The following is a 24505-nucleotide window of genomic DNA, read 5'->3' on the forward strand; positions in this document are numbered from 1 at the left end:
TGGGGCCGGCATTACTCTTGCGTCGCCCCACGATTTATTAGAGAACCTCTTGGCCCACCCCGCCCAACGCCGCTGGTACCCCATCGTCTTCACCATCGCCGCGCTGGTGCTGCTGCCCCTGAGCGTTCTGCTGCTGTCCTGGCAGACCATCGACCAACAAATCTGGTCGCACCTGTGGCAAACCCAGATGCCACGCCTGCTCGGCAACACCCTGACGCTGGTACTCGGCGTCGGTGTCGGCGTGACCCTGCTCGGCGTCAGCCTGGCGTGGCTCACCAGCCTCTGCGAATTCCCCGGGCGGCGCTGGCTCGACTGGGCGCTGATGCTGCCCTTCGCCATTCCCGCGTACGTGCTGGCCTTCGTCTTCGTCGGCCTGCTCGACTTCGCCGGCCCCGTGCAAACCCTGCTGCGCGAATGGTTCGGCACAGGCCTGCGCCTGCCGCGAGTGCGCTCCACCGGCGGGGTGATCATCGTGTTGGTGCTGGTCTTCTATCCATACGTTTACCTGCTGGCCCGCACCGCGTTTCTCGCGCAGGGCAAAGGCCTGATGGAAGCGGCGCGGGTGCTCGGCCAATCACCGTGGCAGGCCTTCTGGCGGGTGGCGTTGCCGATGGCGCGCCCGGCGATCGGTGCCGGCGTGGCGCTGGCGTTGATGGAAACCCTCGCCGATTTCGGTGCGGTGTCGGTGTTCAACTTCGACACCTTCACCACGGCGATCTACAAAACCTGGTACGGCTTCTTCAGCCTGTCGAGCGCAGCGCAACTGGCGAGTCTGTTGCTGCTGGTGGTGATGCTGGTGCTGTACGGCGAACGTCGCGCGCGCGGCGCCAACCGCGCGAGCAACGAGCGGCCTCGGGTGAAAGCGCTGTATCACTTGCGCGGATTCAAGGCGCTTGCGGCGATGAGCTGGTGCGGACTGGTCTTCGCCTGCGCCTTCGTGATTCCAATGCTGCAACTGATCGTCTGGTTCTGGCAGCGCGGGCGTTTCGATCTGGATGAGCGCTACGCCGGGCTGATCCTGCACACCCTCTATCTAGGTGGCATGGCCGCGTTGATCACCGTCAGCGTTGCGTTGCTGCTGGCCTTCGCCCGGCGATTGGCGCCGACGCCGGCGATCAACTCCGGCGTTGGTCTGGCCAATCTCGGTTACGCCTTGCCGGGTTCGGTGCTGGCGGTGTCGATCATGCTGGCGTTCAGTTATCTGGATCGCGAGCTGGTGATTCCGCTTTCCGGCTGGCTCGGTGGCGCCGGTAAACCGTTGCTGCTTGGCAGTCTGGCAGCATTGTTGATGGCGTATCTGGTGCGCTTTATCGCAGTCGCTTACGGCCCGCTGGAAAACAGTCTGGCGCGTATACGGCCGTCTTTGCCCGAAGCGGCACGTAGCCTCGGTGTCAGTGGGCCGCGACTGTTTTTCAAAGTATATCTGCCACTTTTGTTGCCCGGCACATTGAGTGCGGCGTTGCTGGTGTTCGTCGATGTGCTCAAGGAAATGCCCGCGACCCTGCTGATGCGCCCGTTTGGCTGGGACACGCTGGCGGTGCGGATCTTTGAAATGACCAGCGAAGGCGAATGGGCGCGGGCGTCGTTGCCGGCGCTGACCCTGGTTCTGGTCGGACTGTTGCCGGTCATTGGTCTGATCCGCCGCTCGGCGCACCGAAACACTTAGTCGTCAGTCCTCAATCATGCGGCTACAATGCGCGGCATTCGGTACGGTTCGTCTGACAGACCCGTTCGCTGGAATCGGCTGAGAGCCTTATATTTCAAGGCTTTCGTCCGTGCAGCGGCGGTCCGCACCTTCGCCACGCCCGGAAGGAGAAACCCATGGGACAGCGTACGCCTCTGTATGACCTGCATCTCGCCCTCGGCGCGAAGATGGTCGATTTTGGCGGTTGGGACATGCCACTGCATTACGGCTCGCAGGTCGAGGAACACCACGAGGTGCGCCGCGATTGCGGGGTGTTCGATGTATCCCACATGACCGTGATCGATGTCACCGGCCCCCAGGCCAAGGCCTGGCTGCAGCATTTGCTGGCCAATGACGTCGAGCGCCTGCACCGCCCCGGCCGTGCGTTGTACAGCACCATGCTCAACGAGCGCGGCGGCATCGTTGACGACATGATCGTCTACCGCCTCGACGATGCGTATCGTCTGGTGTTCAACGCCTCCACCCGCGATCAGGATCTGGCCTGGATGAACGCGCAGCTCGGCGATTACGACGTGCAACTGCACGAGCGCTCCGAGCTGGCGATGCTCGCTATTCAGGGCCCGCAGGCCCGGCAGAAGATTGCCGAACTGGTGACCCAGTCACGCGCCACGCTGATCCAGCACCTGAAACCCTTTGAAGGCTACACCGACGGCGACTGGTTCATCGCCCGCACCGGTTACACCGGTGAAGATGGCCTGGAAATCTGCCTGCCAGCCAATCAGGCGCCGGGTTTCTTCAACGACCTGGTCGGTGCCGGCATTTCCCCGATCGGCCTCGGTGCCCGCGACACCCTGCGGGTTGAAGCCGGGATGAACCTCTACGGTCAGGACATTCATCAGGACGTATCCCCGCTGGCCTCGAACATGGCCTGGAGCATTGCCTGGGAGCCGGCCTCGCGCCAGTTCATCGGCCGCGCCGCGCTGGAGGCGGAAAAAGCCGCTGGCGTTGCGCATAAACTGGTCGGCCTGGTGCTGGAAGAACGTGGTGTTTTGCGTGCTCATCAAGTGGTTCGTATCGCCGATGTTGGCGAAGGAGAGATCACCAGTGGTAGTTTCTCCCCTACGCTAAGCAAATCGATTGCCCTGGCGCGTGTTCCGATGGCCACTGCCGACCGCGCCGAAGTGGAAATCCGTGGCAAGTGGTACCCGGTACGGGTGGTCAAACCGACCTTCGTACGCCATGGCAAAACTTTGATCTAACCTTTTTTGGCGGGCATGACCGCTGACCCAATTCCGAGGACACCGAAGATGAGCAATATCCCCGCTGAACTGCGTTTTGCCGAAAGTCATGAATGGGCACGTCTGGAAGCTGACGGCACCGTCACCGTGGGCATCAGCGATCACGCGCAGGAAGCGCTGGGCGATGTGGTGTTCGTCGAGCTGACCGAAGTGGGCAAAGTCTTCGCCGCTGAAGATCAGGCTGGCGTCGTTGAATCGGTGAAAGCCGCCTCCGACATCTATTCGCCGATCAGCGGTGAAGTCATCGCAATCAACGAAGAGCTGAGCGGCTCCCCGGAGCTGTTGAACTCCGACCCGTACGGTGCCTGGATCTTCAAGCTCAAGCCAAGCGACAAGGCTGAGCTGGACAAGCTGCTCGACGCTGCTGCTTACAAGGCTGCCATCGGCGAGTAAGTTGCCTGCGACACCCCAAAGCCCCGACTTGTCGGGGCTTTTTTTTCAGGATCAAAAGATCGCAGCCTGCGGCAGCTCCTACAGGGAGATGCGTTTCCAATGTAGGAGCTGCCGCAGGCTGCGATCTTTTGATCTTCAAGGGCACTGCTATGCTGGTTTGACCGTGTTGCATTGACGCCGAGCGCCAGCCAAGAGAGAGCCCGTCATGTCCCAGTTGCCGTCCCTGAGCCAGTTACGCGATCCCGATGCCTTCCTGCGCCGCCACCTCGGCCCGGATGCCGCCGAGCAACAGGCGATGCTCGACAGCCTCGGCCTCGGCAGCCGCGCCGAACTGATCGAACAGACCGTGCCGCCGGGCATTCGCTTCAATCGCGCACTGGATCTGCCTCCGGCGCTGGATGAACAAGCGGCGCTGGCCAGACTGCGCGGTTATGCCGAGCAGAACCAGGTCTGGACCAGCCTGATCGGCATGGGCTACCACGGCACCCTGACGCCGACGGTTATCCTGCGCAATGTGCTGGAAAATCCCGGTTGGTACACCGCCTACACGCCGTATCAACCGGAGATCGCCCAGGGCCGGCTCGAAGCGCTGCTGAATTTCCAGCAACTGACCATCGACCTCACCGGCCTCGAATTGGCCAACGCCTCGCTGCTCGATGAAGCGACGGCAGCGGCGGAAGCCATGGCCTTGGCCAAGCGTGTGGCGAAGTCGAAGAGCAATCTGTTTTTCGTCGATGAGAACTGTCACCCGCAAACCATTTCCGTGGTGCAGACCCGCGCCGAAGGGTTTGGCTTCGAGGTGATCGTCGACGCTGTGGATAACTTGAAACAGCACCAGGTGTTCGGCGCGCTGCTGCAGTATCCCGACACCCATGGCGAGATTCGCGATCTGCGGCCATTGATCGATCATCTGCATGCGCAACAGGCGCTGGCCTGCGTCGCGACGGATTTGTTGAGTCTGCTGTTGCTGACGCCACCGGGCGAACTGGGCGCTGATGTGGTGTTCGGCTCGTCTCAGCGTTTTGGCGTGCCGATGGGTTACGGCGGCCCGCACGCGGCATTTTTCGCCAGCCGCGAGGAATACAAACGGGCGATTCCCGGGCGGATCATCGGTGTGTCGAAGGACGCTCGCGGCAACGTGGCGCTGCGCATGGCGTTGCAAACCCGCGAGCAACATATTCGCCGCGAAAAGGCCAATTCGAACATCTGCACCGCGCAAGTATTGTTGGCCAATATCGCCAGTTTCTATGCGGTCTATCACGGTCCGGAAGGCTTGAGGCGCATCGCTCAGCGCACGCATCGGTTGACCTGCATTCTGGCGGCGGGCCTTGAGCGGCATGGGCTGAAACGCCTCAACGCGCAATTTTTCGACACGTTGACGCTGGACGTCGGTGGCGCACAAACCGCAATCATCGAAAGCGCACAGGCTGCGCAGATCAACCTGAGGATTCTCGGCCGTGGCCGGGTAGGGCTGAGCCTTGATGAAACGTGCGATGAAAATACCGTCGCCAAACTGTTCGATGTATTGCTCGGAGCTGATCACGGCTTGACCATCGACGATCTTGACGCCGAGGCACTGACCTCAGGCATCCCCGACAACCTTCAGCGCACAACGCCGTACCTGCGCCATCCGGTGTTCAACGCGCATCACAGCGAAACCGAGATGCTGCGCTATCTCAAGCGACTGGAGAACAAGGATCTGGCGCTCAATCAGTCGATGATCCCGCTGGGCTCCTGCACCATGAAACTCAATGCCACCAGCGAGATGATCCCGATTACCTGGCCGCAGTTCGCCAACCTGCATCCGTTCGTGCCGCGCGAGCAGGCCGTCGGTTACACGCTGATGATCGAAGAGCTGGAACGCTGGTTATGTGCGATCACCGGCTTCGATGCGATCTGCATGCAGCCCAATTCCGGTGCGCAGGGTGAATACGCGGGGTTGCTGGCGATTCGTAAATATCATGAGAGCCGGCAGCAGGGTGCGCGGGATATTTGCCTGATTCCATCCTCGGCTCACGGTACCAACCCGGCATCGGCGCAGATGGCCGGGATGCGTGTGGTCATCGTCGAATGCGACGAAGCGGGTAACGTTGATCTGGAGGATCTGAAGTCGAAAGCGGCGGAGGCTGGGGATAAGTTGTCCTGTCTGATGGCGACCTATCCGTCGACCCATGGCGTGTACGAGGAGGGCATCAGCGAGATCTGCGAAGTGATCCACCGGCACGGCGGTCAGGTGTACATGGACGGCGCCAACCTCAATGCGCAGGTCGGGCTGGCGCGGCCGGCGGACATTGGCGCCGACGTGTCCCACATGAATTTGCACAAAACCTTTTGCATTCCCCATGGTGGCGGCGGGCCTGGCATGGGGCCGATCGGCATTCGTGCGCATCTGGCGCCGTTCGTTGCCAATCACCCGGTGGTGCCGATCGACGGGCCGCTGGCGCAGAACGGCGCGGTCAGTGCGGCGCCGTGGGGCAGCGCGAGCATTCTGCCGATCAGTTGGATGTACATCGCCATGATGGGCCCGCAACTGGCGGACGCCAGTGAAGTGGCGATTCTTGCGGCAAATTATCTGGCACAGCATTTATCCGGCGCGTTTCCCGTGCTGTACACCGGGCGCAACGGGCGGGTGGCGCACGAATGCATTCTTGATTTACGGCCGCTGAAGGCGCAGACCGGGATCAGCGAAGAGGACGTTGCCAAACGTCTGATGGATTACGGTTTCCATGCGCCGACCATGTCATTCCCGGTGCCGGGGACCTTGATGGTCGAGCCGACCGAGAGCGAGTCGAAGGCTGAGCTGGATCGGTTTATCGGCGCAATGTTGAGCATTCGTGCGGAAATCACCGAGGTGCAGAAGGGCAATTGGCCGGCCGAGGACAACCCCCTGAATCGGGCGCCGCATACCTTGGCTGATGTCACCGGCGTGTGGGAACGGCCATACAGTATCGAACAAGGCATCACCCCGGATGCACACACCAAGGCGCATAAATATTGGCCGGCGGTGAATCGGGTCGATAACGTTTACGGTGACCGCAACCTGTTTTGCGCCTGCGTCCCGGTGGACGATTACCGCTGAAGATCAAAAGATCGCAGCCTGCGGCAGCTCCTACATGGGAACGCATTCACATGTAGGAGCTGCCGCAGGCTGCGATCTTTTGCTTTTGAGTTACTCGGAAGCCACGGCGTTCTTCGCCAGAATCGCATTGGCCAATTCCATATCAGTCGCCTGCAGGCCCGGATTATCGGCGCGGACTTTCTGCATGGCCGCTTCCAGGTATGGCCCGCGAATCCCGCCGTCACTGGCAACGAAGCTGCCGGCATCGTCCTGCGCGGCGATGATCAGCTTGTGATCCTTGAAGGTCAGGTAGGTCGAACCGGTGGTCGCACCGGACGAAATGACGTTACGCCAAAAGCTGTCCGCCATGGCCGAACCAACGGGAAGGGACAGCAAGGCCAAGGTGGCGACAGCAAGTTTGAGACGCATGATGAGGTGACTCCTGGGGGTTAACTACGGCGTTGGATTGCCAATCCCCTGATCCAGTTCCGTGAGGGGCTATTTCAGCTCACTCTGTGGCGTCACCCGCAGCACTTCCTCAACGGTTGTCAGCCCTGCCGCAACCTTCTGCGCGCCGGACAGACGCAAGCTGCGCATACCTTCCTTGAAGGCCTGGCGGCGGATCGCCGCGAGATCGGTGTCCGGGGTGATGAACGCCTTGAGGCTGTCGCTCAGTTGCATGATTTCGTAAACCCCGGCGCGGCCGTGATAACCGGTGTCGCGACATTCGACGCAGCCGATCGCGCGCTGCGCATTGCCCGGCAGCGGCGCTTGCCACGGGCGGGTCAGGGTTTGCCAGTCTTCTTCCTCCAGCGTCAGCGGCGCCTTGCAGTGCGGGCACAGAGTGCGCACCAGACGCTGGGCCATGACCCCGAGCACGGTGGCTTTGATCAAGTAATGCGGCACGCCGAGTTCGAGCAGACGACTGATCGCGCTGGGCGCGTCGTTGGTGTGCAGGGTCGACAGCACCAAGTGCCCGGTCAGCGCTGCCTGAATCGCCATTTCGGCGGTTTCCAGATCGCGGATCTCGCCGATCATGATGATGTCCGGGTCTTGCCGCATCAGCGCACGCACCCCGGCGGCGAAGCTCAGGTCGATGTTGTGCTGCACCTGCATCTGGTTGAACGCCGGCTCGACCATTTCGATCGGGTCTTCGATGGTGCAGAGGTTCACTTCCGGCGTCGCCAGTTTCTTCAGCGTGGTGTACAGCGTGGTGGTCTTGCCCGAACCAGTCGGCCCGGTGACCAGAATGATGCCGTTGGGCTGGCGGGTCATGTCTTGCCAGCGCCGCAGGTCGTCGGCGCTGAAGCCCAGTTGATCGAAATCCTTGAGCAACACTTCCGGGTCAAAAATCCGCATGACCATTTTTTCGCCGAACGCGGTGGGCAGCGTCGACAGGCGCAGCTCGACTTCGCCGCCCTCCGGGGTCTTGGTCTTGACCCGGCCGTCCTGCGGTTTGCGCTTCTCGGCGACGTTCATCCGCCCGAGGCTTTTCAGGCGACTGACGATCGCCATGGTCACCTGCGGCGGGAATTGATAGACGTTGTGCAGCACGCCGTCGATGCGAAAACGCACCGTGCCTTGCTCGCGACGCGGTTCGATGTGGATATCGCTGGCGCGCTGCTGGAAGGCGTACTGGAACAGCCAGTCGACGATGTTGACGATGTGCGCGTCGTTGGCGTCCGGCTCCTGATCGCTGGCACCGAGATTGAGCAGTTGTTCGAAATTGCCGAGGTTGCCGCCCTGGGCGTCAGCATTGCTGGCGCCGCTGACCGATTTGGCCAGTCGAAAGAACTCGACGCTGAAGCGCTGGATGTCCGCCGGGTTGGCCATTACCCGTTTGATCGGCAACTTCAGCACGTGAGTCAGGTCAGCCTCCCAACCGGTGACGTAAGGCTGAGCGCTGGCCACGGTTACCGCATCACGGTCGACGGCCACAGCGAGAATTTTGTGCCGTTGCGCAAAAGCGTAAGACATCAGCGGCGTGATCGCGGCGACGTTGATCTTCAACGGGTCGATGCGTAAATACGGCTGGCCGGCCTGTTGCGCCAGCCACAGGGTCAGGCTCTCCAGGTCGAGGTGTTTGCCCGGGCGACTGAGGTCGTCGAGTTGCTGGCTGGCGATGAATTCCAGCGGATGCATCTGGCCATTCGCGGCGTGGCGACGGCGCGCATTCAGCGCCTGTTCTGCCGCGTCCTGGCCGATAAAGCCTTGGGCGACCAGTTCACGCAATACATCATTGAGCTCCAGCCAGCGGTCCTGAGTGGCGAGTTGAACGGACATGCGGGCTTCCTTTTAAGCGACAGTGCGCAAAAGGATAGTCGCGGCCCGGCAGACTGTTGGGCCACTACCCGACGAAGCCGTTGCCGGATTTGTCAGCCGGCCGCTTGCGCAGGTGCATCCCAAGCGCTGTCGGCGTTTTGCAGATCCACCGAGCAGACGCTGATCAGGTTACGAAGTTTTTCCGCGATCACTTGCGCGCGATGCCAACTGAGGCCGCCCATGACGAGTTCGATCGACAGCAGATCGTCCATGCGCTGCACGTTGACTTGCTCAGGCGTGAGAAATTGCAGGGCGAACAAATTCAGCACCCGCACCAGCAAATCCGGCTCGGCCTCGGCGAGGATTTGATATTGCGCCAGGCAATGGGCGTTGCTGACGTTCCAGACGTCGGCGCGGTGCGGGGCGCTGTTCACGGCTTCAAGATGCGGCATGGTGGGTCTCCAAAATAACTGGAGGAATTTTTACATTCGGTTGCGGGCATTTCTTGGCTATGATCGGCGTTATTGGCGATTGATCGACTAAATCAATTCGCAAAGAATTAGATTAGAGGTTTTTTTATGCACAGCGAGCTGGACGGCTACGACCGCAAGATTCTCGCCCTGCTGCAAGAGGACGCTTCACTGTCTAGCGCGCAGATCGCCGAGCAGGTCGGCCTGTCGCAATCGCCGTGCTGGCGGCGGATTCAGCGGATGAAAGAGGAGGGAATCATTCGTGGCCAGGTGACCTTGCTTGATCGCAAGAAGATTGGCCTCAACACGCAAATCTTTGCCGAGATCAAACTCAACGCGCACGGGCGTTCGAACTTCACTGAATTCACCGAGGCGATTCGGGAGTTTCCTGAGGTGCTGGAATGTTATGTGCTGATGGGCGCGGTGGATTTTCTGTTGCGCATTGTCGCGGCGGACATTGAGGCGTATGAGCGGTTCTTCTTCGAAAAACTGTCGCTGGTGCCGGGGATACAGGAAGTGAATTCGATTGTGGCGCTGTCGGAGATCAAATCCACCACGAGTTTGCCTGTCTTGCGATAAAGCAAAAGATCGCAGCCTGCGGCAGCTCCTACATGGGGCGGGTGTACACCCTGTAGGAGCTGCCGAAGGCTGCGATCTTTTAGCGGTGTTACATGCGCAGCAGCATTTTCCACGCACGATTCTGGTAAACCGCAATCGCCTGCTGCTTGCGTGCATCGAGCAGTTCGTCAGTGATCGTCGGTTCGTTGGCAAGTTGCGCCAATTTGTTCAACTCGCCGTAGAGGCGATCCATTTCCGCGATGTCCAGCACGTTGCGGGCGTGGTGCAGCCAGACCTGAATGCGTTCGATACGCGGCAGTTGCTCAGCCAGATCTTCCGGCTGCTGCTGATAACGCTGCAATTGCAGAGCCGTGGCTTCTTCGCCCAAGGTGCGCGGCAACCAGCTGTGCAACTGCGCGCCGCCCTGACGATTGCCACGCACGTTGCGCTCGGCGGTCCAGGTGCGGGCCAGCAACCAGCGCGAAGTGTTCAGCGAGAACAGACCCCAGCGTGGGTCTTCGAGTTCTTCGAGGAACTGCTCCGGCGCGGCTTTGCGCACGTCTTCGTCTTCGATACCGGCTTGCACCAGCGGACGCCAGTCTTCCAGCAACGCATCCAGGGCAACACGCAAGTCGTGAGTCGACTGACGCGGTGCGGCCTGGCCGAGGCTGCTGAGCAGGGCGCGCATTTCGGCGAGGTTCTCGACCCAGTCGAGCAGCAGGCGCCAGTGGCCGTTGAAACGGTACTGTTCCGCCAGACGCTGGCTGCTGCCGAGCAAGTGCCAGCTCAGTGCGGCAAACGCGTCGTCGAGTTGGGTCTCCGCGGTCAGCTCCGGCGCCGGCAGGCTCAGCGAGTAGCTGTTGGCGTCGTACAGACGATAGCCGCGCTCAGCCTTGCTGATGTCGCACGGCATCAGTGCGAGGGTTTCGGCCAGTTCGGCAGCCAGTTCCAGCAGCGCGGCAGGCTCGCCTTCGCGCAGTTCCAGTTCCAGCTCGCAGATTTCTTCTTTCTGCTTGCCGACCACTACGTGACCGAGATCCAGCGCAGCTTCGATAACCACTTTGGTCTTGCCACGGCCCCAGGCGATTTCGGCGCGCTCGCGGACGAAATCGGTGGTGAAGATCGGCTTGAGGGTTTTCTTGTCCAGCTCGGCCAGCGACTCGGGCCAGCATTCGCCGTCGAGTTTCTTCACGTCGAGCTTGGCTTTCGGCAACTTCCAGTCGTATTCGTTACGCTCGGACAAACCGGCGACGCTCTGGCCACGGGTCTTGAGGGTCTGAATCACTTCGTCACCGTCCTTGCGCAGGCGCAGGGCGACTTTGGCCTGAGCCAGATCGCGCTCGGGGGTGTCGAAGTACTGGTTCATCAACTCACGGCGTTCCCAGCCACTTTTGTTGCGTTTTTTCAGTAACGGGTGCTCGCGCAGGGCAGCGAGGGTTTCGCGGCTGACGCGGAGTTTGATTTCGGTTTCTTTCTGCATGGCCGGAAAATCCAGGATCGGGAGCGCAGCCGGGGAATATGTGGCTGCCAAGGCCGTGCAGTGTACAGGACTCAAACTTCCTACGCCCTGCGACGGTTTATTCCGAGCGCCGGATGGTTCTATGATGGACCTCAATTCGGGAGTTGGAGTCAGCGATGCCTTTGCCATCCATGCAAGACCAGTTCGCGGCGCTGATCGCCGCGCCATCGGTCAGCTGTACCCAACCGAGCCTCGATCAATCCAACCGGGCGGTGATCGATTTGCTCGCTGGCTGGCTGGGCGATCTGGGTTTCAGCTGCGACATCCAGCAGGTCAGCCCCGGCAAGTTCAACCTGCTCGCCAGTTTTGGCAGCGGCCCCGGCGGGCTGGTGCTGGCCGGGCACAGCGACACGGTGCCGTACGACGATGCGTTGTGGCAGACCGATCCGCTGAAGCTCACCGAAGTCGATGGCCGCTGGGTCGGCCTCGGCAGTTGCGACATGAAGGGCTTTTTCGCGTTGATCATCGAAGCGGTGCAGCCGCTGCTCGATCAGCCGTTCAAGCAGCCGTTGTTGATCCTCGCCACCTGCGATGAAGAAAGCTCGATGTCCGGCGCCCGCGCTCTGGCCGAGGCCGGGCGTCCATTGGGCCGCGCAGCGGTGATCGGCGAGCCGACCGGGCTCAAGCCGATCCGCATGCACAAAGGCATCATGATGGAGCGCATCGATATCCTCGGGCAGAGCGGCCATTCGTCGGATCCGCGCCTGGGCCACAGCGCCCTTGAGGCGATGCACGATGCGATCGGCGAACTGCGCGGCCTGCGCCTGTTGTGGCAGCGTGAATTCAACAATCCGCAGTTCAGCGTGCCGCAACCGACGATGAACTTCGGTTGCATCCATGGCGGCGACAACCCCAACCGTATCTGCGGCCAGTGCTCGCTGGAGTTCGACCTGCGGCCGTTGCCGGGCATGGACCCGAAGGTGCTGCGCGCGGAAATTCTGCGCAAGCTCAACCCGGTGGCCGAGCGGCATCAGGTGAAGATTGATTACAAACCACTGTTCCCGGAAGTGCCGTCGTTCGAGCAGGCTGAAGACGCCGAACTGGTGCGCATCGCCGAAAAGCTTACCGGCCACCGCGCCGAAGCAGTGGCGTTCGGCACCGAAGCGCCTTATCTTCAGCGCCTCGGTTGCGAAACCATCGTCCTCGGCCCTGGCGACATTGCCTGTGCGCATCAGCCCGGCGAGTACCTTGAAATGTCACGTTTGCAGCCTACGGTGCATCTATTACGGCAACTGATTGAACATTACTGCCTGAAGAATTGAACGCCTCCCTTGTAGGAGCTGCCGCAGGCTGCGATCTTTTGATGTTGGTTTTAAGATCAAAAGATCGTCCGATCGCGGCCCGAGCCTTCGGCAGCTCCTACAGGGGGGTAGTCGTTAAATTTGTGGGGATTGAACCCGTATTCATGAGGAGAGCGCGCGTGTCGCCAAGCCTGTTCCGACGATAACCATCAGCCCGCTGTGCGTTTTTCGTTTCGCCCCTTTTTTCGGCTGCTATTTATTACAGGCCCAGGTTCATGCCCGAATACGTTAACTGGCTTCGTCACGCGTCTCCCTATATCAATGCCCATCGCGATTGCACCTTCGTCGTCATGCTGCCCGGCGACGGCGTCGAGCATCCGAATTTCGGCAACATTGTCCACGACCTTGTCTTGTTGCACAGCCTTGGCGTGCGTCTGGTGCTGGTACACGGTTCGCGCCCGCAAATTGAAACCCGCCTCGCCGCTCGCGGCCTGACTCCGCATTACCACCACGGCATGCGCATCACTGATGCCGCAACGCTGGAATGTGTAATCGACGCGGTCGGCCAGTTGCGCATCGCTATCGAAGCGCGGCTGTCGATGGACATGGCGTCCTCGCCGATGCAGGGTTCGCGCTTGCGCGTGGCCAGCGGCAATCTGGTGACTGCACGGCCGATCGGCGTGCTCGAAGGTGTCGATTATCACCACACCGGCGAAGTGCGCCGGGTTGACCGCAAGGGTATCAATCGTCTGCTCGATGAGCGTTCGATCGTGCTGCTGTCGCCGCTGGGTTACTCGCCGACCGGTGAAATCTTCAACCTCGCCTGCGAAGACGTCGCTACCCGCGCCGCCATCGACCTGGGCGCGGACAAGTTGCTGCTGTTCGGTGCCGACCTCGGTCTGATCGACGAAAACGGCAAACTGGTGCGCGAACTGCGTCCACAGCAAGTGCCGGCGCATTTGCAGCGTCTGGGCAGCAGCAACTATCAAGCAGAACTGCTCGATGCCGCCGCCGAAGCCTGCCGTGGCGGCGTGGCGCGCAGCCATATCGTCAGTTACGCCGAGGATGGCGCGCTGCTGACCGAGCTGTTCACCCGTGACGGTGGCGGTACGCTGGTTGCGCAAGAGCAATTCGAACTGGTGCGCGAGGCGGCGATTGAAGACGTCGGCGGCTTGCTCGACTTGATCAGCCCGCTGGAAGAGCAGGGGATTCTGGTGCGGCGTTCGCGCGAAGTGCTGGAGCGCGAGATCGAGCAGTTCAGCGTGGTTGAGCGCGAAGGCATGATCATCGCCTGTGCGGCGCTGTATCAGATTGCCGATTCGGATGCCGGTGAACTGGCGTGCCTGGCGGTGAACCCGGAATATCGCCATGGCGGTCGTGGGGATGAATTGCTGGAGCGCATCGAAACCCGAGCACGGGCGCAGGGTTTGAAAACCTTGTTCGTCCTCACTACGCGGACTGCGCACTGGTTCCGCGAACGTGGCTTCGAGCCAAGCAGCGTCGAGCGCATGCCTGCGGCGCGGGCGTCGTTGTACAACTATCAGCGCAACTCAAAGATCTTCGAAAAAACCCTCTGACCCGGTTCATCTGGATTCGATCGTTCCCACGCTCTGCGTGGGAATGCCTCAACGGACGCTCCGCGTTCGCTTTCGATGGGACGCGGAGCGTCCCGAGATGCATTCCCACGCGGAGCGTGGGAACGATCAATTACTCGGTGATGAATTTCGCGCTCACGTACGGTGAGTAGTCCGGCAGCACCGTTTCAACCTTGCCCTGTTCCTTCAAAAACTTCGCCGTCTCGCCAATCGCCTTCGCCGTGCCGCCGTCCAGCAGCGCCGTGGTTTGTTGTGCCTTGGCGTCCGGGAATGCCGAGCCTGCGAGCAATTCCGGCACGTCGGCGGCGTTGGCACCGGTCAGTTTGGCGATTTTCTGCACCGGCACCGAGTCAGCCGTCCAGCTGTCTTTATGCGCGGCGTAATCGGCGAACGAGTCGAGCGTGACCTTGGCGAATTTCGCGACCACCTCGGGGTGCTTCTCGGCAAAGTCCTTGCGCGCTACCCACACTTCGAACGTCGGCGCGCCCCACTGGCCGACTTGTGCAGCGTCGGTCAACGTCTTGCCGGTCTTGCGGATTTCGCCCAGTGCCGGCGACCAGACAAACGCACCATCGATATCGCCACGCTTCCACGCCGCCGCGATTTCTGCGGGTTGCAGGTTCACCACTTTGACTTTCGAGGCGTCCAGGCCCCAGTGCTTCAGGGCACCGAGCAGGCTGTAGTGCGAGGTGGATACGAACGGCGTGGCGATGGTCTTGCCGACCAGATCCTGCGGGCTATTGATACCGCTGCCATTGCGCACCACCAGTGCTTCGGCGGCATTGATCTGCGCTGAAACGATGAACGCGACGATCGGCAGATTGCGTGAAGCGGCTGCCGCCAGCGGGCTGGAGCCGAGGTTGCCGATCTGTACGTCCCCGGAAGCAATGGCTGTCACAACTTCCGGGCCACTATTGAAGCGGCGCCAGTCGATTTTCTCACCGATGGTTTTCTCGTAGACGCCGTCGGCCTGCGGGACTTTGCTCGGGTCGATACCGGTTTGATAGCCAACGGTGAGGTTGCCAGCGTGAGCGGAGAAAGAAATCAGTGCTGATACACAAACTGTAACAAATTGACTAGATAGTGCGCGTTTGGCCATCATGGCGTCGCCTTTTCGATAGGGTTTGACGATTCGGGGTTACGCCAAAGCTAATCGATATAAAAAAAGGCTAACAAATACCATTTAGGAATGAGCTTAGTCGCCGATACGCTGTATCCCGGCGAAGATGGCAAGATACTGGCCATATTCCGAAATGATATGAAAAAGAATGAATAAATTCTTTTTGGGTTTATCAGGAAATCTTTACTCTGCACGGACCAAATCACTGCGATTAGACCTTGGTCGTAGACACACAAGGTTACGATTGACTTGTCGGTCACGAACTGGCGCTAATCGCGCATCTCGGATCCAGGGCAACAGACCCAGGGCCAGAAACACAAAAATTAGAAACGAGAGGAGCTTTACATGAACAAGTCCACCTTGGCCCTGGCTGTGGCCGTAGGGGTTATGGCGCAGCAGGCAGGCGCCGCCGGTTTCATCGAAGACAGCAAGGCTACTTTGGGGTTGCGCAACTTCTACATCAACACCGATAACCGCAGCGGCACTGCCGAGCCGAGCCGCAACGAAGAGTGGGGCCAAGGCTTCGATCTGCGTTTCATCTCCGGCTACACCCAAGGCACCGTGGGCTTCGGTATTGACGCTATCGGCCTGTTGGGCGTGCGTCTGGATTCGGGCGGTGGCACCAACGGCAACGTTAACGGTAATGGCACCCCTGGTAGTGCCTACGGTGGCACTGTTTTTCCAAGCGAATCTAATGGCCAAGCGGTTGATAATTTCTCCAGCCTGGGTCTGACTGCCAAGGCCAAGGTCTCCCAGACTGAACTGAAACTGGGTACCCTGCAGCCAAAACTGCCGGTTATCGTGACCAACGACGGTCGTCTGCTGCCACAAACCTGGCAGGGTGGCCAGATCACTTCCGGCGAGATCAAGGACCTGACTCTGGTCGGTGGTCAAGTCGAGCACGTGAAAGGTCGTAACTCGAGCAACAACGAACAACTGTCCATCGGTGGTGCAAACGCGCGTACCGCTAACAGCAACAAGTTCATCTACGCCGGTGGTGACTACAAAATCACCAAAGACCTGACTGCCCAGTACTACTACGGCAACCTGGAAGACTTCTACAAGCAGCACTTCCTGGGTCTGGTTCACAACTGGGCAATCGGCCCGGGCGTGCTGAAGTCTGACTTCCGTTACTTCAACAGCTCCGACGATGGCGCCAACGGCAACACCTCTGCGTATTTCAGCAACGGTAACTACTCCGGTGTTGCCAGCGGTCGCGGTAAAGTCGACAACAACCTGTATAGCGGCCTGTTCCTGTACACCGTTGCAGGTCACACCTTCGGTGGTGGCTACCAGGTTTCCAACGGCAGCAGCGACTTCCCTTGGCTGAACCAGGGTGACGGCTCGTCGAACTACACCATCACCGACATGCAGATTCAGAAGTTCGGCCGTGCCGGCGAACGTACCTGGCAAGCTCGCTACTCGTATGACTTCGCCAAAGTCGGCGTACCAGGCCTGACCGCTGGTATGGTTTACCTGCGTGGCGACAACATCGACACCGTTACTTCCCGCGGTCTTGAAAACGGTAATGGCGACTCCGAGTGGGAACGTGACCTGACTGTCGGTTACGTCGTACCGGAAGGCCCGCTGAAAAACGTTGGCTTCATGTGGAAAAACGCTACCTGGCGTACCAACATCGCCGGTGTTCGCGACCAGGACGAAAACCGCCTGATCCTCAGCTACTCGATCCCGCTGCTGTAATAGCGCGTTTCGATCCGCTGAAGTAAAAAAAGCCCCGTCCGGCATCGCGCCGGACGGGGCTTTTGCGTTTTCGAGTCAGACTCACCCCCGTAAGCCCTCCCCGAAATTCCCCTCTTTACAGCAACTCAAGGCCTTCTCGAACCTTGCGGCCGATGTTCGTCGGGATGCCGTCGAGCGTCCAGTGAACAGATGTTTAATATTCACTAATGATCTAGATATCTCATTATTTATTCTTTTTCATGATGGCAAATCCCAAGCTACAGTTGAGGTCTCCAACAACTCATCAGGAGCAGCACCATGAGCATCAGACTCGGCGACATCGCCCCCGATTTCGAACAGGATTCCAGCGCCGGCAAGATTCGTTTCCACGAATGGCTGGGCGATAGCTGGGGCGTGCTGTTCTCTCACCCGGCGGACTTCACCCCGGTGTGCACCACTGAGCTGGGCTTCACCGCCAAGCTCAAGGATGAGTTCAGCAAGCGCGGCGTCAAAGCCATCGCACTGTCGGTCGACCCGGTGGATTCGCACCACAAGTGGATCGAAGACATCAACGAAACCCAGAACACGATCGTCAACTTCCCGATCCTGGCCGATGCCGATCGCAAGGTTTCCGATCTGTATGACCTGATCCACCCGAACGCCAATGACACGCTGACCGTGCGTTCGCTGTTCGTCATCGATCCGAACAAGAAGGTGCGCCTGACCATCACTTACCCGGCGAGCACCGGGCGCAACTTCCACGAGATTTTGCGGGTGATCGACTCGCTGCAGCTCACCGACAACTACAAAGTGGCCACGCCGGCCAACTGGCAGGACGGTGATGAAGTGGTGATCGTGCCTTCGTTGAAGGACGAGGAAGAGATCAAGCAGCGTTTTCCCAAGGGCTATCGCGCGGTGAAACCTTACCTGCGCCTGACGCCACAGCCGAATCGTTAAGATCAAAAGATCGCAGCCTGCGGCAGCTCCTACAGGAGTACGCCGCTTCCTGTAGGAGCTGCCGAAGGCTGCGATCTATTCGAGGCATCCACAAAGCAGGGGATTTCAGGCCGTTTCGACGGCCTTTTTTTTCGCCCGAAACAAAGCAATCCGCATATCTCCAAAACGCATAACCAAATGAATAAATATGATTTATGGATATATAAATCAGCTGGTAAGGTCACTCCCATTGAAGCGAGATCGCAACCCGCGAATCGCCTGTAACGCTTAAGGAATCGTCTCAATGCTGGTTGTCTCACTCGGTGGCAGTCCCAGCCTGCGCTCCCGTTCCGGGGTGCTGCTGGAGCGCTCGCAACGTTGGTTGCAGCAGCAAGGCGTGGAAGTGGTGAGTTATCAGATTCGGGATTTCCCGGCCGAAGATCTGCTCCACGCCCGCTTCGACAGCCCGAAGGTGCTCGACCTGCTGCAACAGATTGAAAACGCCGACGGCCTGTTGATCGCCACGCCGGTTTACAAAGCGTCTTTCTCTGGCGCGTTGAAGACGCTGCTGGATCTGCTCCCAGAGCGTGCCCTGAACCACAAGATTGTTTTGCCAATGGCCACCGGCGGCAGCATCGCCCACATGCTGGTGGTCGATTACGCCCTCAAGCCTGTGTTGTCGGCGCTGAAAGCCCAGGAAATGCTCCAGGGGATTTTCGCCGAGGACAGCCAGATCGCTTACGGCGAAGGCAGTGCCGCCGCACAACTGGCCCCGGCGCTGGAGCAGCGACTGCACGAAGCGCTGGATCAGTTTGTCGGCGCCATGGCCCGCCGGCCGAAGCCGCTGGAACCGGGCCTGTTGAACGAACGTTTGTTAAGTGCTCGCTGGAGCATTTAAGCCTCACCCGCATTTGATGTACTTCACCTTACTCAGCCGCTAACGGTTAAGCAGGTGCAGCCAAAACCCAACAGCAAAAAAGGAGAGCGCTATGCGCACTGTATTTTTGCGTCGTGGTCTGGTCGCTCTGTTTGCTGCGGCTGTCACCTTCGGCGCCATCACTCAAGCTCAAGCCGAGACACTTCGGATCGGTTACCAGAAGTACGGCACGCTGGTGCTGCTCAAAGCCAAAGGCACGTTGGAAAAACGTCTGGCCGCCCAAGGCGTCGACGTGCAATGGACTGAATTCCCCGGTGGCCCGCAGTTGCTGGAAGGCCTGAACGTCGGCTCGATCGACTTCGGCGTGACCGGCGAAACCCCGCCAGTCTTCGCCCAGGCTGCCGGCGCCGATCTGCTCTACGTCGCCTACGAACCGCCAGCGCCAAACAGCGAAGCGATCCTCGTGCCGAAAGACTCGCCGATCAAATCGGTGGCCGATCTCAAAGGCAAGAAAGTCGCCCTGAACAAAGGCTCCAACGTCCACTACCTGCTGGTGCGTGCGCTGGAAGACGCCGGCCTCAAATACACCGACATTCAAACCGTATTCCTGCCGCCAGCCGATGCTCGCGCCGCGTTCGAACGTGGCAGCGTCGATGCCTGGGTCATCTGGGATCCGTACCAGGCCGCCGCCGAGAAACAACTGCAAGCGCACACCCTGCGTGACGGCAAAGGCATCGTCGACAACCACCAGTTCTACCTCGCGACCAAACCTTACGCCGAGAAAAATCCTCAGGTGATCAAGACCCTCGTGGAAGAAGTGCGTGCCGTCGGCGAATGGTCGAAAGCCAACCCTGAAGACGTGACCCAGCAAGTCGCGCCACTGCTCGGCCTGCCGGCGGACATCACCCTGACCTCGGTAAAACGCCAGGGTTACGGCGCGCTGTTCCTGACCCCGGAAGTGGTCGCCGCACAGCAGAAAATCGCTGACACGTTCTTCCAGCTCAAGCTGATTCCGAAGCCGCTGAGCATCAAGGATGTGATCTGGACACCACCGGCCGCTGTGGCCAAAGCGCTGTAATTCGAATCCCCAAGGAGACCACTCCATGAGCCTCAATATCTTCTGGTTCCTGCCTACCCACGGTGACGGCCATTACCTTGGCACCGCCGAAGGCGCTCGCGCCGTTGACCACGGTTATCTGCAACAGGTCGCGCAAGCGGCGGATCGTCTGGGTTTCGGCGGCGTGCTGATCCCCACTGGCCGCTCCTGCGAAGACTCGTGGCTGGTGGCGGCATCGCTGATCCCGGTGACCCAGCGTCTGAAATTCCTCGTTGCGTTGCGCCCCGGGATCATTTCCCCGACGGTCGCGGCACGGCAGGCAGCCACGCTGGATCGTCTGTCCGGCGGCCGTGCGCTGTTCAACCTGGTAACCGGCGGTGACCCAGAAGAATTGGCCGGCGACGGTCTGTTCCTCAGCCACGAAGAACGCTATCAAGCCTCGGTGGAATTCACCCGCATCTGGCGCCGAGTGCTGGAAGGCGAAACCGTTGATTACGACGGCAAGCACATCAGCGTGAAAGGCGCGAAATTGCTCTATCCGCCGATCCAGCAACCGCGTCCGCCGTTGTACTTCGGTGGCTCGTCGGAAGCGGCGCAAGACTTGGCCGCCGAACAAGTGGAAATGGTCCTGACCTGGGGCGAGCCGCCAGCAGCCGTCGCCGAGAAGATTGCCCAAGTTCGCGCCAAAGCCGCCAAGCTTGGCCGCACTGTGCGCTTCGGTATTCGACTGCACGTGATCGTTCGTGAAACCAACGCCGAGGCGTGGCAAGCGGCGGATCGGTTGATCTCGCATCTGGACGACGACACCATCGCTCGTGCTCAAGCTTCGCTGGCGCGGTTCGATTCGGTTGGCCAGCAACGCATGGCTGCCCTGCACGGTGGCAGCCGCGACAACCTCGAAGTCAGCCCGAACCTGTGGGCCGGTGTTGGCCTGGTGCGCGGCGGTGCCGGTACGGCGCTGGTCGGCGATGGCCCGACTGTGGCTGCACGCGTGAAGGAATACGCCGATCTGGGCATCGACACCTTTATCTTCTCCGGTTATCCACACCTCGAAGAGTCGTATCGCGTCGCTGAACTGCTGTTCCCGCACCTCGACATCGAGCGTCCGGAACTGCCGAAAAGTGCCGGTTACGTCAGCCCGTTCGGCGAGATGGTCGCCAACGACATTCTTCCCAAAGCCGCGTCGCAGAGCTGAGGCGCGCCATGAAGAAAATCATCCACAGCCTCGCGCCCTGGGCGTTGCCGGTATTGCTGCTGGCGGTGTGGCAATTGTCGGTGTCGGCCGGTTGGTTGTCGACACGGATTCTGCCAGCACCGGTGGCGGTGATCGAAGCCGGCGTGAGCCTGGTGCGCAGCGGCGAAATCTGGACGCACCTGGCGATCAGCGGCTGGCGCGCGGCGCTCGGTTTCACCATCGGCGGCAGCATCGGTCTGGTCTTGGGTTTCATCACCGGTCTGTCGAAATGGGGCGAACGCCTGCTCGACAGTTCGGTGCAGATGATCCGCAACGTGCCGCACCTCGCGCTGATTCCGCTGGTGATCCTGTGGTTCGGCATCGACGAGTCGGCGAAGATTTTTCTGGTGGCGCTGGGCACGTTGTTCCCGATCTACCTCAACACTTATCACGGCATCCGCAATGTCGACCCGGCGCTGGTGGAGATGGCGCGCAGTTATGGCCTGAGCGGTTTCAGCCTGTTCTGGCAGGTGATTCTGCCGGGCGCGCTGCCTTCGATTCTGGTCGGCGTGCGCTTCGCCCTAGGCTTCATGTGGCTGACGTTGATCGTCGCCGAAACCATTTCCGCCAGCTCCGGCATCGGCTATCTGGCGATGAACGCCCGCGAGTTTTTGCAGACCGACGTGGTGGTGCTGGCGATCCTGCTTTACGCGGTGCTCGGCAAACTCGCTGACCTCGCGGCCCGTGGACTTGAACGTGTGTGGTTGCGCTGGCATCCGGCGTATCAGGTTGCCAAAGGAGGTGCAGCATGACCGCTCAACAACCTCCACGCCTGCTACGAGGGATTCCGCTGGCGGTGCGCAACCTGCAGAAAACCTTCGGCGCGCGGCAGGTGCTGCGTGACATCGATCTGCACATTCCGGCGGGGCAATTCGTCGCTGTGGTCGGGCGCAGTGGTTGCGGCAAAAGTACTTTGCTGCGCTTGCTCGCCGGCCTCGATCAACCGACTGGCGGTGACTTGCTGGCCGGATCTGCGCCGCTGAGCGATGCGCGGGAAGACACCCGATTGATGTTCCAGGAAGCGCGTCTGCTGCCATGGAAAAAGATCATCGACAACGTTGGGCTCGGCCTTAAAGGCAACTGGCGCCCGAAGGCTCTTGAAGCACTGGACGCGGTGGGCTTGGCCGATCGCGCCAATGAATGGCCGGCGGCGTTGTCCGGTGGGCAGAAGCAACGCGTCGCGCTGGCTCGCGCGCTGATCCATCAGCCGCGCCTGCTGTTGCTCGACGAACCGCTCGGCGCACTGGACGCGCTGACCCGAATTGAAATGCAGCAACTGATCGAACGTCTCTGGCAGCAACACGGCTTTACGGTGCTGCTGGTGACCCACGACGTCAGCGAAGCGGTGGCGATTGCCGACCGGGTGATTCTGATCGAGGACGGCGAAGTCGGCCTCGACCTGCATATCGAACTGCCGCGCCCACGGGTACGCGGTTCGCATCGCCTGGCGGCGCTGGAAACCGAAGTGCTTAACCGAGTTTTGTCCCTGCCTGGCCAACCGCCGGAGCCGGAACCTGTTTCACCCCTGCCTACGCAACTGCGTTGGGCTCAATAACTCAAGCAAACGACAGGAATCATTGCCATGACTATCAAAGCCATCAACGTCCGTAACCAGTTCAAAGGCTCGATCAAGGAAATCGTCCTTGGCGACGTGCTGTCGGAAATCGACGTGCAGACCGCTTCGGGCATCGTCACTTCGGTGATCACCACCCGTTCGGTCAAGGAGCTGGAGCTGGTAGTGGGCAGCGAAGTGATCGCCTTTGTGAAATCCACCGAGGTGTCGATCGCCAAGTTGTAATCGATGGGCAACACGCGCCCCGGACGGCTTGAGCCCTCCGGGGTTTTTCATTTGTGCGGCAAAAATGCGATTGAGGGTGAAAAGCGCGGTTTGGAGGCCCTGAACATATCTGCTATGTTCCGGCTTTTGCCAAGGCACAGACAGGAAGATTATGACCACCCAGCAGGATGCCGCAGGGCATTCGCCCGCTCACCGCGAGTACCGGGAATTCACTCGCGAGCAATGGTCTGCCTTGCGGGAAGAGGCGGCGCAGAGCCTTTCGTCGGCACAAATGAATGCGCTGATCAGCCCTACGCAGCCCATCAGCCGCGACGAAGTGGAAGAAATATTGCTGCCGCTGTCGCGCCTTTTGCGTCTTTACGCCGAGTCCGCGCAGTCGGCGGCCGTGGTGCACAGTGCTTTTCTCGGCGAACCGACGCGCAAGCCACCGTATGTGATTGGCATCTCGGGCAGTGTCGCGGTGGGCAAGAGCAGTTTCGCCAGGGTTTTGTCCGCCTTGCTGGCGTCCTTGCCAGGCGCGCCGGATGTGCAGTTGGTGACCACCGATTCTTTCCTGTTTCCGCTGGCGACACTCGAGCAAAACAACCTGTTGCACCGCAAAGGTTTCCCCGAATCTTACGACCGGGCACTGCTTCTCGACTTCCTGCACGCCGTGCGCAACGAAGGCAAACCGGTGCAGATCCCGGTCTACTCGCACGTTCGGTACGACATTCTTGCCGACGAGACGCAGACGGTGCAGACCCCCGATATCATCGTTCTGGAAGGGCTCAATGTCCTCCAGGAGGACAAACACGACAGTCTCAACGTCCGTGACTTCGTCGACTTCTCGATCTATGTCGACGCCGCTGATGAGGACATCAAGCGCTGGTACCTCGAGCGGTTTGTCTATCTGAAGAACACTGCGTTCCAGTCTGGCGAGTCGTACTTCAACAAGTACAAGACGCTGTCGGACGATGAAGCGCTGGCCATGGCCTCGGCCACCTGGGACCGGGTCAATCTGAAGAATCTCGTTGAAAACATCCTGCCCACCCGTGACCGGGCGAGCCTGATCCTCAACAAGTCGGCGGACCATTCCATCGACAAGATTCTGCTGCGGGCGATTTGAACGTCAGTCGCTGACAGGCCGCTTCGGCAGGTAAGTCGGCAGGTACAGACCGATGTAGGCATCAAACACGCGCATGCCTTCTTCGGCCATGCGCGGAGTGATCTGCCCGTGTTGCTGCACCGAGCGTGCGTAGACACGGTCGCCCAGCTCCATGGCCAGGGCAAACACGTCGACATCGCTCGGCAGCCTTGGCAGTTCGAAATGATGGTCGAACAGCTTGTGCATCAGGTCGCCGAGTTCGATGTCGTGCTGGCGGTCAGCCTGGGTCACTTCGGTGAGGCCGTGCTGGGCGAGAATCAACTGGCGCGCGGCGGCATCCTCGTCGTAGATCTCCAGCATGCGTTGCTCGACCAGCCGCGACAGATCCCGCCAGTCACGCAAACTTTCATGATCGATCGGTGCCTGCAGGCACGCGCGGAAGGCTGCGTGCACGTCGGCGGTCAGCGCTTCGAGCAGCGCCGGCACGCTGGCAAAGAAGTGGTACACGGAGGAGGGCGGGATCTGCGCGCGCTCGGCGACGCTGTAGATCGACAGACTCGCCACACCCTCGGCGGCCAGCAACGTGCGCGCGGCGTCGAGTATCGAATCGATGCGCGCCTGACTGCGGGCACGGGGTTTGCGAACGGGGGCGGGACGCGTCATGAAAGTCTCCTGCGGGG

Annotated in this window: 22 protein-coding genes; 16 read left to right on the forward strand and 6 right to left on the reverse strand. The window is 60.3% G+C overall.

Going from position 1 to position 24505, the window contains the following annotated elements; genetic code table 11:
* The first annotated feature begins 49 nt into the window (after positions 1 to 49).
* The 4 genes from ACQ4MY_RS24015 to gcvP all read left to right on the forward strand — a co-directional run bounded on the left by ACQ4MY_RS24015 (position 50) and on the right by gcvP (position 6415).
* On the forward strand, positions 50 to 1666 hold the full coding sequence (locus ACQ4MY_RS24015) for an ABC transporter permease (protein ID WP_440096686.1): 1617 nt from the start codon (positions 50 to 52) through the stop codon (positions 1664 to 1666).
* A 155-nt stretch (positions 1667 to 1821) separates the two neighbouring features.
* Positions 1822 to 2904, forward strand: a complete 1083-nt coding sequence (gcvT, locus tag ACQ4MY_RS24020) for a glycine cleavage system aminomethyltransferase GcvT (protein ID WP_440096687.1) — start codon at positions 1822 to 1824, stop codon at positions 2902 to 2904.
* Positions 2905 to 2952: 48 nt separating this feature from the next.
* Positions 2953 to 3336: a glycine cleavage system protein GcvH gene (gene gcvH, locus ACQ4MY_RS24025; protein ID WP_008081459.1), complete on the forward strand. Its 384-nt coding sequence runs from the start codon at positions 2953 to 2955 to the stop codon at positions 3334 to 3336.
* A gap of 205 nt (positions 3337 to 3541) precedes the next feature.
* The gene (gene gcvP, locus ACQ4MY_RS24030; protein WP_440096688.1) at positions 3542 to 6415 is read left to right on the forward strand and encodes an aminomethyl-transferring glycine dehydrogenase; all 2874 of its coding nucleotides are present in this window, start codon (positions 3542 to 3544) and stop codon (positions 6413 to 6415) included.
* A gap of 90 nt (positions 6416 to 6505) precedes the next feature.
* On the opposite strand, the gene ACQ4MY_RS24035 is transcribed toward gcvP, so the two are convergent.
* From ACQ4MY_RS24035 to ACQ4MY_RS24045, 3 genes are all read right to left on the reverse strand, one after another.
* Complete coding sequence (locus tag ACQ4MY_RS24035) at positions 6506 to 6826, reverse strand: DUF2388 domain-containing protein (protein ID WP_171057234.1); 321 nt, start codon at positions 6824 to 6826, stop codon at positions 6506 to 6508.
* A gap of 66 nt (positions 6827 to 6892) precedes the next feature.
* The gene (locus ACQ4MY_RS24040; RefSeq protein WP_440096689.1) at positions 6893 to 8677 is read right to left on the reverse strand and encodes a GspE/PulE family protein; all 1785 of its coding nucleotides are present in this window, start codon (positions 8675 to 8677) and stop codon (positions 6893 to 6895) included.
* Between the two features lie 92 nt (positions 8678 to 8769).
* Entirely contained in the window at positions 8770 to 9108 is a 339-nt protein-coding gene (locus ACQ4MY_RS24045; protein ID WP_440096690.1) for a hypothetical protein, read from the reverse strand.
* A gap of 126 nt (positions 9109 to 9234) precedes the next feature.
* Here ACQ4MY_RS24045 and ACQ4MY_RS24050 point away from each other — a divergent pair, with 126 nt between their 5' ends.
* A complete protein-coding gene (locus ACQ4MY_RS24050) occupies positions 9235 to 9705 on the forward strand; it encodes an Lrp/AsnC family transcriptional regulator (RefSeq protein ID WP_008081464.1) in 471 nt (156 codons plus the stop codon).
* A gap of 88 nt (positions 9706 to 9793) precedes the next feature.
* Here ACQ4MY_RS24050 and ACQ4MY_RS24055 read toward each other — a convergent pair whose 3' ends face one another.
* A complete protein-coding gene (locus ACQ4MY_RS24055) occupies positions 9794 to 11164 on the reverse strand; it encodes a CYTH domain-containing protein (RefSeq protein WP_440096692.1) in 1371 nt (456 codons plus the stop codon).
* A 155-nt stretch (positions 11165 to 11319) separates the two neighbouring features.
* Between ACQ4MY_RS24055 and argE the strand changes: the two genes are divergently transcribed.
* Entirely contained in the window at positions 11320 to 12465 is a 1146-nt protein-coding gene (gene argE, locus ACQ4MY_RS24060) for an acetylornithine deacetylase (RefSeq protein ID WP_440096693.1), read from the forward strand.
* A gap of 254 nt (positions 12466 to 12719) precedes the next feature.
* A complete protein-coding gene (gene argA, locus ACQ4MY_RS24065; protein WP_008085349.1) occupies positions 12720 to 14021 on the forward strand; it encodes an amino-acid N-acetyltransferase in 1302 nt (433 codons plus the stop codon).
* Between the two features lie 130 nt (positions 14022 to 14151).
* On the opposite strand, the gene tauA is transcribed toward argA, so the two are convergent.
* Positions 14152 to 15141, reverse strand: a complete 990-nt coding sequence (gene tauA / locus ACQ4MY_RS24070; RefSeq protein WP_440096694.1) for a taurine ABC transporter substrate-binding protein — start codon at positions 15139 to 15141, stop codon at positions 14152 to 14154.
* A 363-nt stretch (positions 15142 to 15504) separates the two neighbouring features.
* Here tauA and ACQ4MY_RS24075 point away from each other — a divergent pair, with 363 nt between their 5' ends.
* The 9 genes from ACQ4MY_RS24075 to coaA all read left to right on the forward strand — a co-directional run bounded on the left by ACQ4MY_RS24075 (position 15505) and on the right by coaA (position 23846).
* Entirely contained in the window at positions 15505 to 16860 is a 1356-nt protein-coding gene (locus ACQ4MY_RS24075) for an OprD family porin (RefSeq protein ID WP_158832176.1), read from the forward strand.
* Positions 16861 to 17157: 297 nt separating this feature from the next.
* Entirely contained in the window at positions 17158 to 17796 is a 639-nt protein-coding gene (locus ACQ4MY_RS24080; protein ID WP_008085342.1) for a peroxiredoxin, read from the forward strand.
* Positions 17797 to 18079: 283 nt separating this feature from the next.
* The gene (ssuE, locus tag ACQ4MY_RS24085; protein ID WP_008085340.1) at positions 18080 to 18673 is read left to right on the forward strand and encodes an NADPH-dependent FMN reductase; all 594 of its coding nucleotides are present in this window, start codon (positions 18080 to 18082) and stop codon (positions 18671 to 18673) included.
* A gap of 91 nt (positions 18674 to 18764) precedes the next feature.
* The gene (locus tag ACQ4MY_RS24090) at positions 18765 to 19730 is read left to right on the forward strand and encodes a sulfonate ABC transporter substrate-binding protein (protein ID WP_008085338.1); all 966 of its coding nucleotides are present in this window, start codon (positions 18765 to 18767) and stop codon (positions 19728 to 19730) included.
* Between the two features lie 25 nt (positions 19731 to 19755).
* Positions 19756 to 20904 (forward strand): FMNH2-dependent alkanesulfonate monooxygenase, encoded by a 1149-nt coding sequence (gene ssuD / locus ACQ4MY_RS24095; RefSeq protein WP_440096695.1) that lies wholly within the window; start codon positions 19756 to 19758, stop codon positions 20902 to 20904.
* Between the two features lie 8 nt (positions 20905 to 20912).
* On the forward strand, positions 20913 to 21695 hold the full coding sequence (gene ssuC, locus ACQ4MY_RS24100) for an aliphatic sulfonate ABC transporter permease SsuC (RefSeq protein WP_003229260.1): 783 nt from the start codon (positions 20913 to 20915) through the stop codon (positions 21693 to 21695).
* Positions 21692 to 22498, forward strand: a complete 807-nt coding sequence (gene ssuB, locus ACQ4MY_RS24105) for an aliphatic sulfonates ABC transporter ATP-binding protein (protein WP_440096696.1) — start codon at positions 21692 to 21694, stop codon at positions 22496 to 22498. Before ssuC ends, ssuB begins: the two co-directional genes overlap by 4 nt.
* Before the next feature lie 27 nt (positions 22499 to 22525).
* On the forward strand, positions 22526 to 22741 hold the full coding sequence (locus tag ACQ4MY_RS24110; RefSeq protein WP_003229256.1) for a TOBE domain-containing protein: 216 nt from the start codon (positions 22526 to 22528) through the stop codon (positions 22739 to 22741).
* A 151-nt stretch (positions 22742 to 22892) separates the two neighbouring features.
* Positions 22893 to 23846 (forward strand): type I pantothenate kinase, encoded by a 954-nt coding sequence (gene coaA / locus ACQ4MY_RS24115; protein WP_008085332.1) that lies wholly within the window; start codon positions 22893 to 22895, stop codon positions 23844 to 23846.
* Between the two features lie 3 nt (positions 23847 to 23849).
* On the opposite strand, the gene ACQ4MY_RS24120 is transcribed toward coaA, so the two are convergent.
* Positions 23850 to 24488, reverse strand: a complete 639-nt coding sequence (locus tag ACQ4MY_RS24120) for a TetR/AcrR family transcriptional regulator (RefSeq protein ID WP_008085331.1) — start codon at positions 24486 to 24488, stop codon at positions 23850 to 23852.
* Between the last annotated feature and the right edge of the window lie 17 nt (positions 24489 to 24505).

The organism is Pseudomonas sp. SM4, from assembly GCF_051913165.1.
GTDB lineage: Bacteria > Pseudomonadota > Gammaproteobacteria > Pseudomonadales > Pseudomonadaceae > Aquipseudomonas.

What these genes read in the sequence shown, in the direction of transcription:
- gcvT (WP_440096687.1), top strand. Translation starts at nt 1,822, where the DNA reads ATGGGACAGCGTACGCCTCTGTATGACCTGCATCTCGCCCTCGGCGCG.
- gcvH (WP_008081459.1), top strand. Translation starts at nt 2,953, where the DNA reads ATGAGCAATATCCCCGCTGAACTGCGTTTTGCCGAAAGTCATGAATGG.
- gcvP (WP_440096688.1), top strand. Translation starts at nt 3,542, where the DNA reads ATGTCCCAGTTGCCGTCCCTGAGCCAGTTACGCGATCCCGATGCCTTC.
- ACQ4MY_RS24040 (WP_440096689.1), bottom strand. Translation starts at nt 8,677, where the DNA reads ATGTCCGTTCAACTCGCCACTCAGGACCGCTGGCTGGAGCTCAATGAT.
- ACQ4MY_RS24045 (WP_440096690.1), bottom strand. Translation starts at nt 9,108, where the DNA reads ATGCCGCATCTTGAAGCCGTGAACAGCGCCCCGCACCGCGCCGACGTC.
- ACQ4MY_RS24050 (WP_008081464.1), top strand. Translation starts at nt 9,235, where the DNA reads ATGCACAGCGAGCTGGACGGCTACGACCGCAAGATTCTCGCCCTGCTG.
- ACQ4MY_RS24055 (WP_440096692.1), bottom strand. Translation starts at nt 11,164, where the DNA reads ATGCAGAAAGAAACCGAAATCAAACTCCGCGTCAGCCGCGAAACCCTC.
- argE (WP_440096693.1), top strand. Translation starts at nt 11,320, where the DNA reads ATGCCTTTGCCATCCATGCAAGACCAGTTCGCGGCGCTGATCGCCGCG.
- argA (WP_008085349.1), top strand. Translation starts at nt 12,720, where the DNA reads ATGCCCGAATACGTTAACTGGCTTCGTCACGCGTCTCCCTATATCAAT.
- tauA (WP_440096694.1), bottom strand. Translation starts at nt 15,141, where the DNA reads ATGATGGCCAAACGCGCACTATCTAGTCAATTTGTTACAGTTTGTGTA.
- ACQ4MY_RS24075 (WP_158832176.1), top strand. Translation starts at nt 15,505, where the DNA reads ATGAACAAGTCCACCTTGGCCCTGGCTGTGGCCGTAGGGGTTATGGCG.
- ACQ4MY_RS24080 (WP_008085342.1), top strand. Translation starts at nt 17,158, where the DNA reads ATGAGCATCAGACTCGGCGACATCGCCCCCGATTTCGAACAGGATTCC.
- ssuE (WP_008085340.1), top strand. Translation starts at nt 18,080, where the DNA reads ATGCTGGTTGTCTCACTCGGTGGCAGTCCCAGCCTGCGCTCCCGTTCC.
- ACQ4MY_RS24090 (WP_008085338.1), top strand. Translation starts at nt 18,765, where the DNA reads ATGCGCACTGTATTTTTGCGTCGTGGTCTGGTCGCTCTGTTTGCTGCG.
- ssuD (WP_440096695.1), top strand. Translation starts at nt 19,756, where the DNA reads ATGAGCCTCAATATCTTCTGGTTCCTGCCTACCCACGGTGACGGCCAT.
- ssuC (WP_003229260.1), top strand. Translation starts at nt 20,913, where the DNA reads ATGAAGAAAATCATCCACAGCCTCGCGCCCTGGGCGTTGCCGGTATTG.
- ssuB (WP_440096696.1), top strand. Translation starts at nt 21,692, where the DNA reads ATGACCGCTCAACAACCTCCACGCCTGCTACGAGGGATTCCGCTGGCG.
- ACQ4MY_RS24110 (WP_003229256.1), top strand. Translation starts at nt 22,526, where the DNA reads ATGACTATCAAAGCCATCAACGTCCGTAACCAGTTCAAAGGCTCGATC.
- coaA (WP_008085332.1), top strand. Translation starts at nt 22,893, where the DNA reads ATGACCACCCAGCAGGATGCCGCAGGGCATTCGCCCGCTCACCGCGAG.
- ACQ4MY_RS24120 (WP_008085331.1), bottom strand. Translation starts at nt 24,488, where the DNA reads ATGACGCGTCCCGCCCCCGTTCGCAAACCCCGTGCCCGCAGTCAGGCG.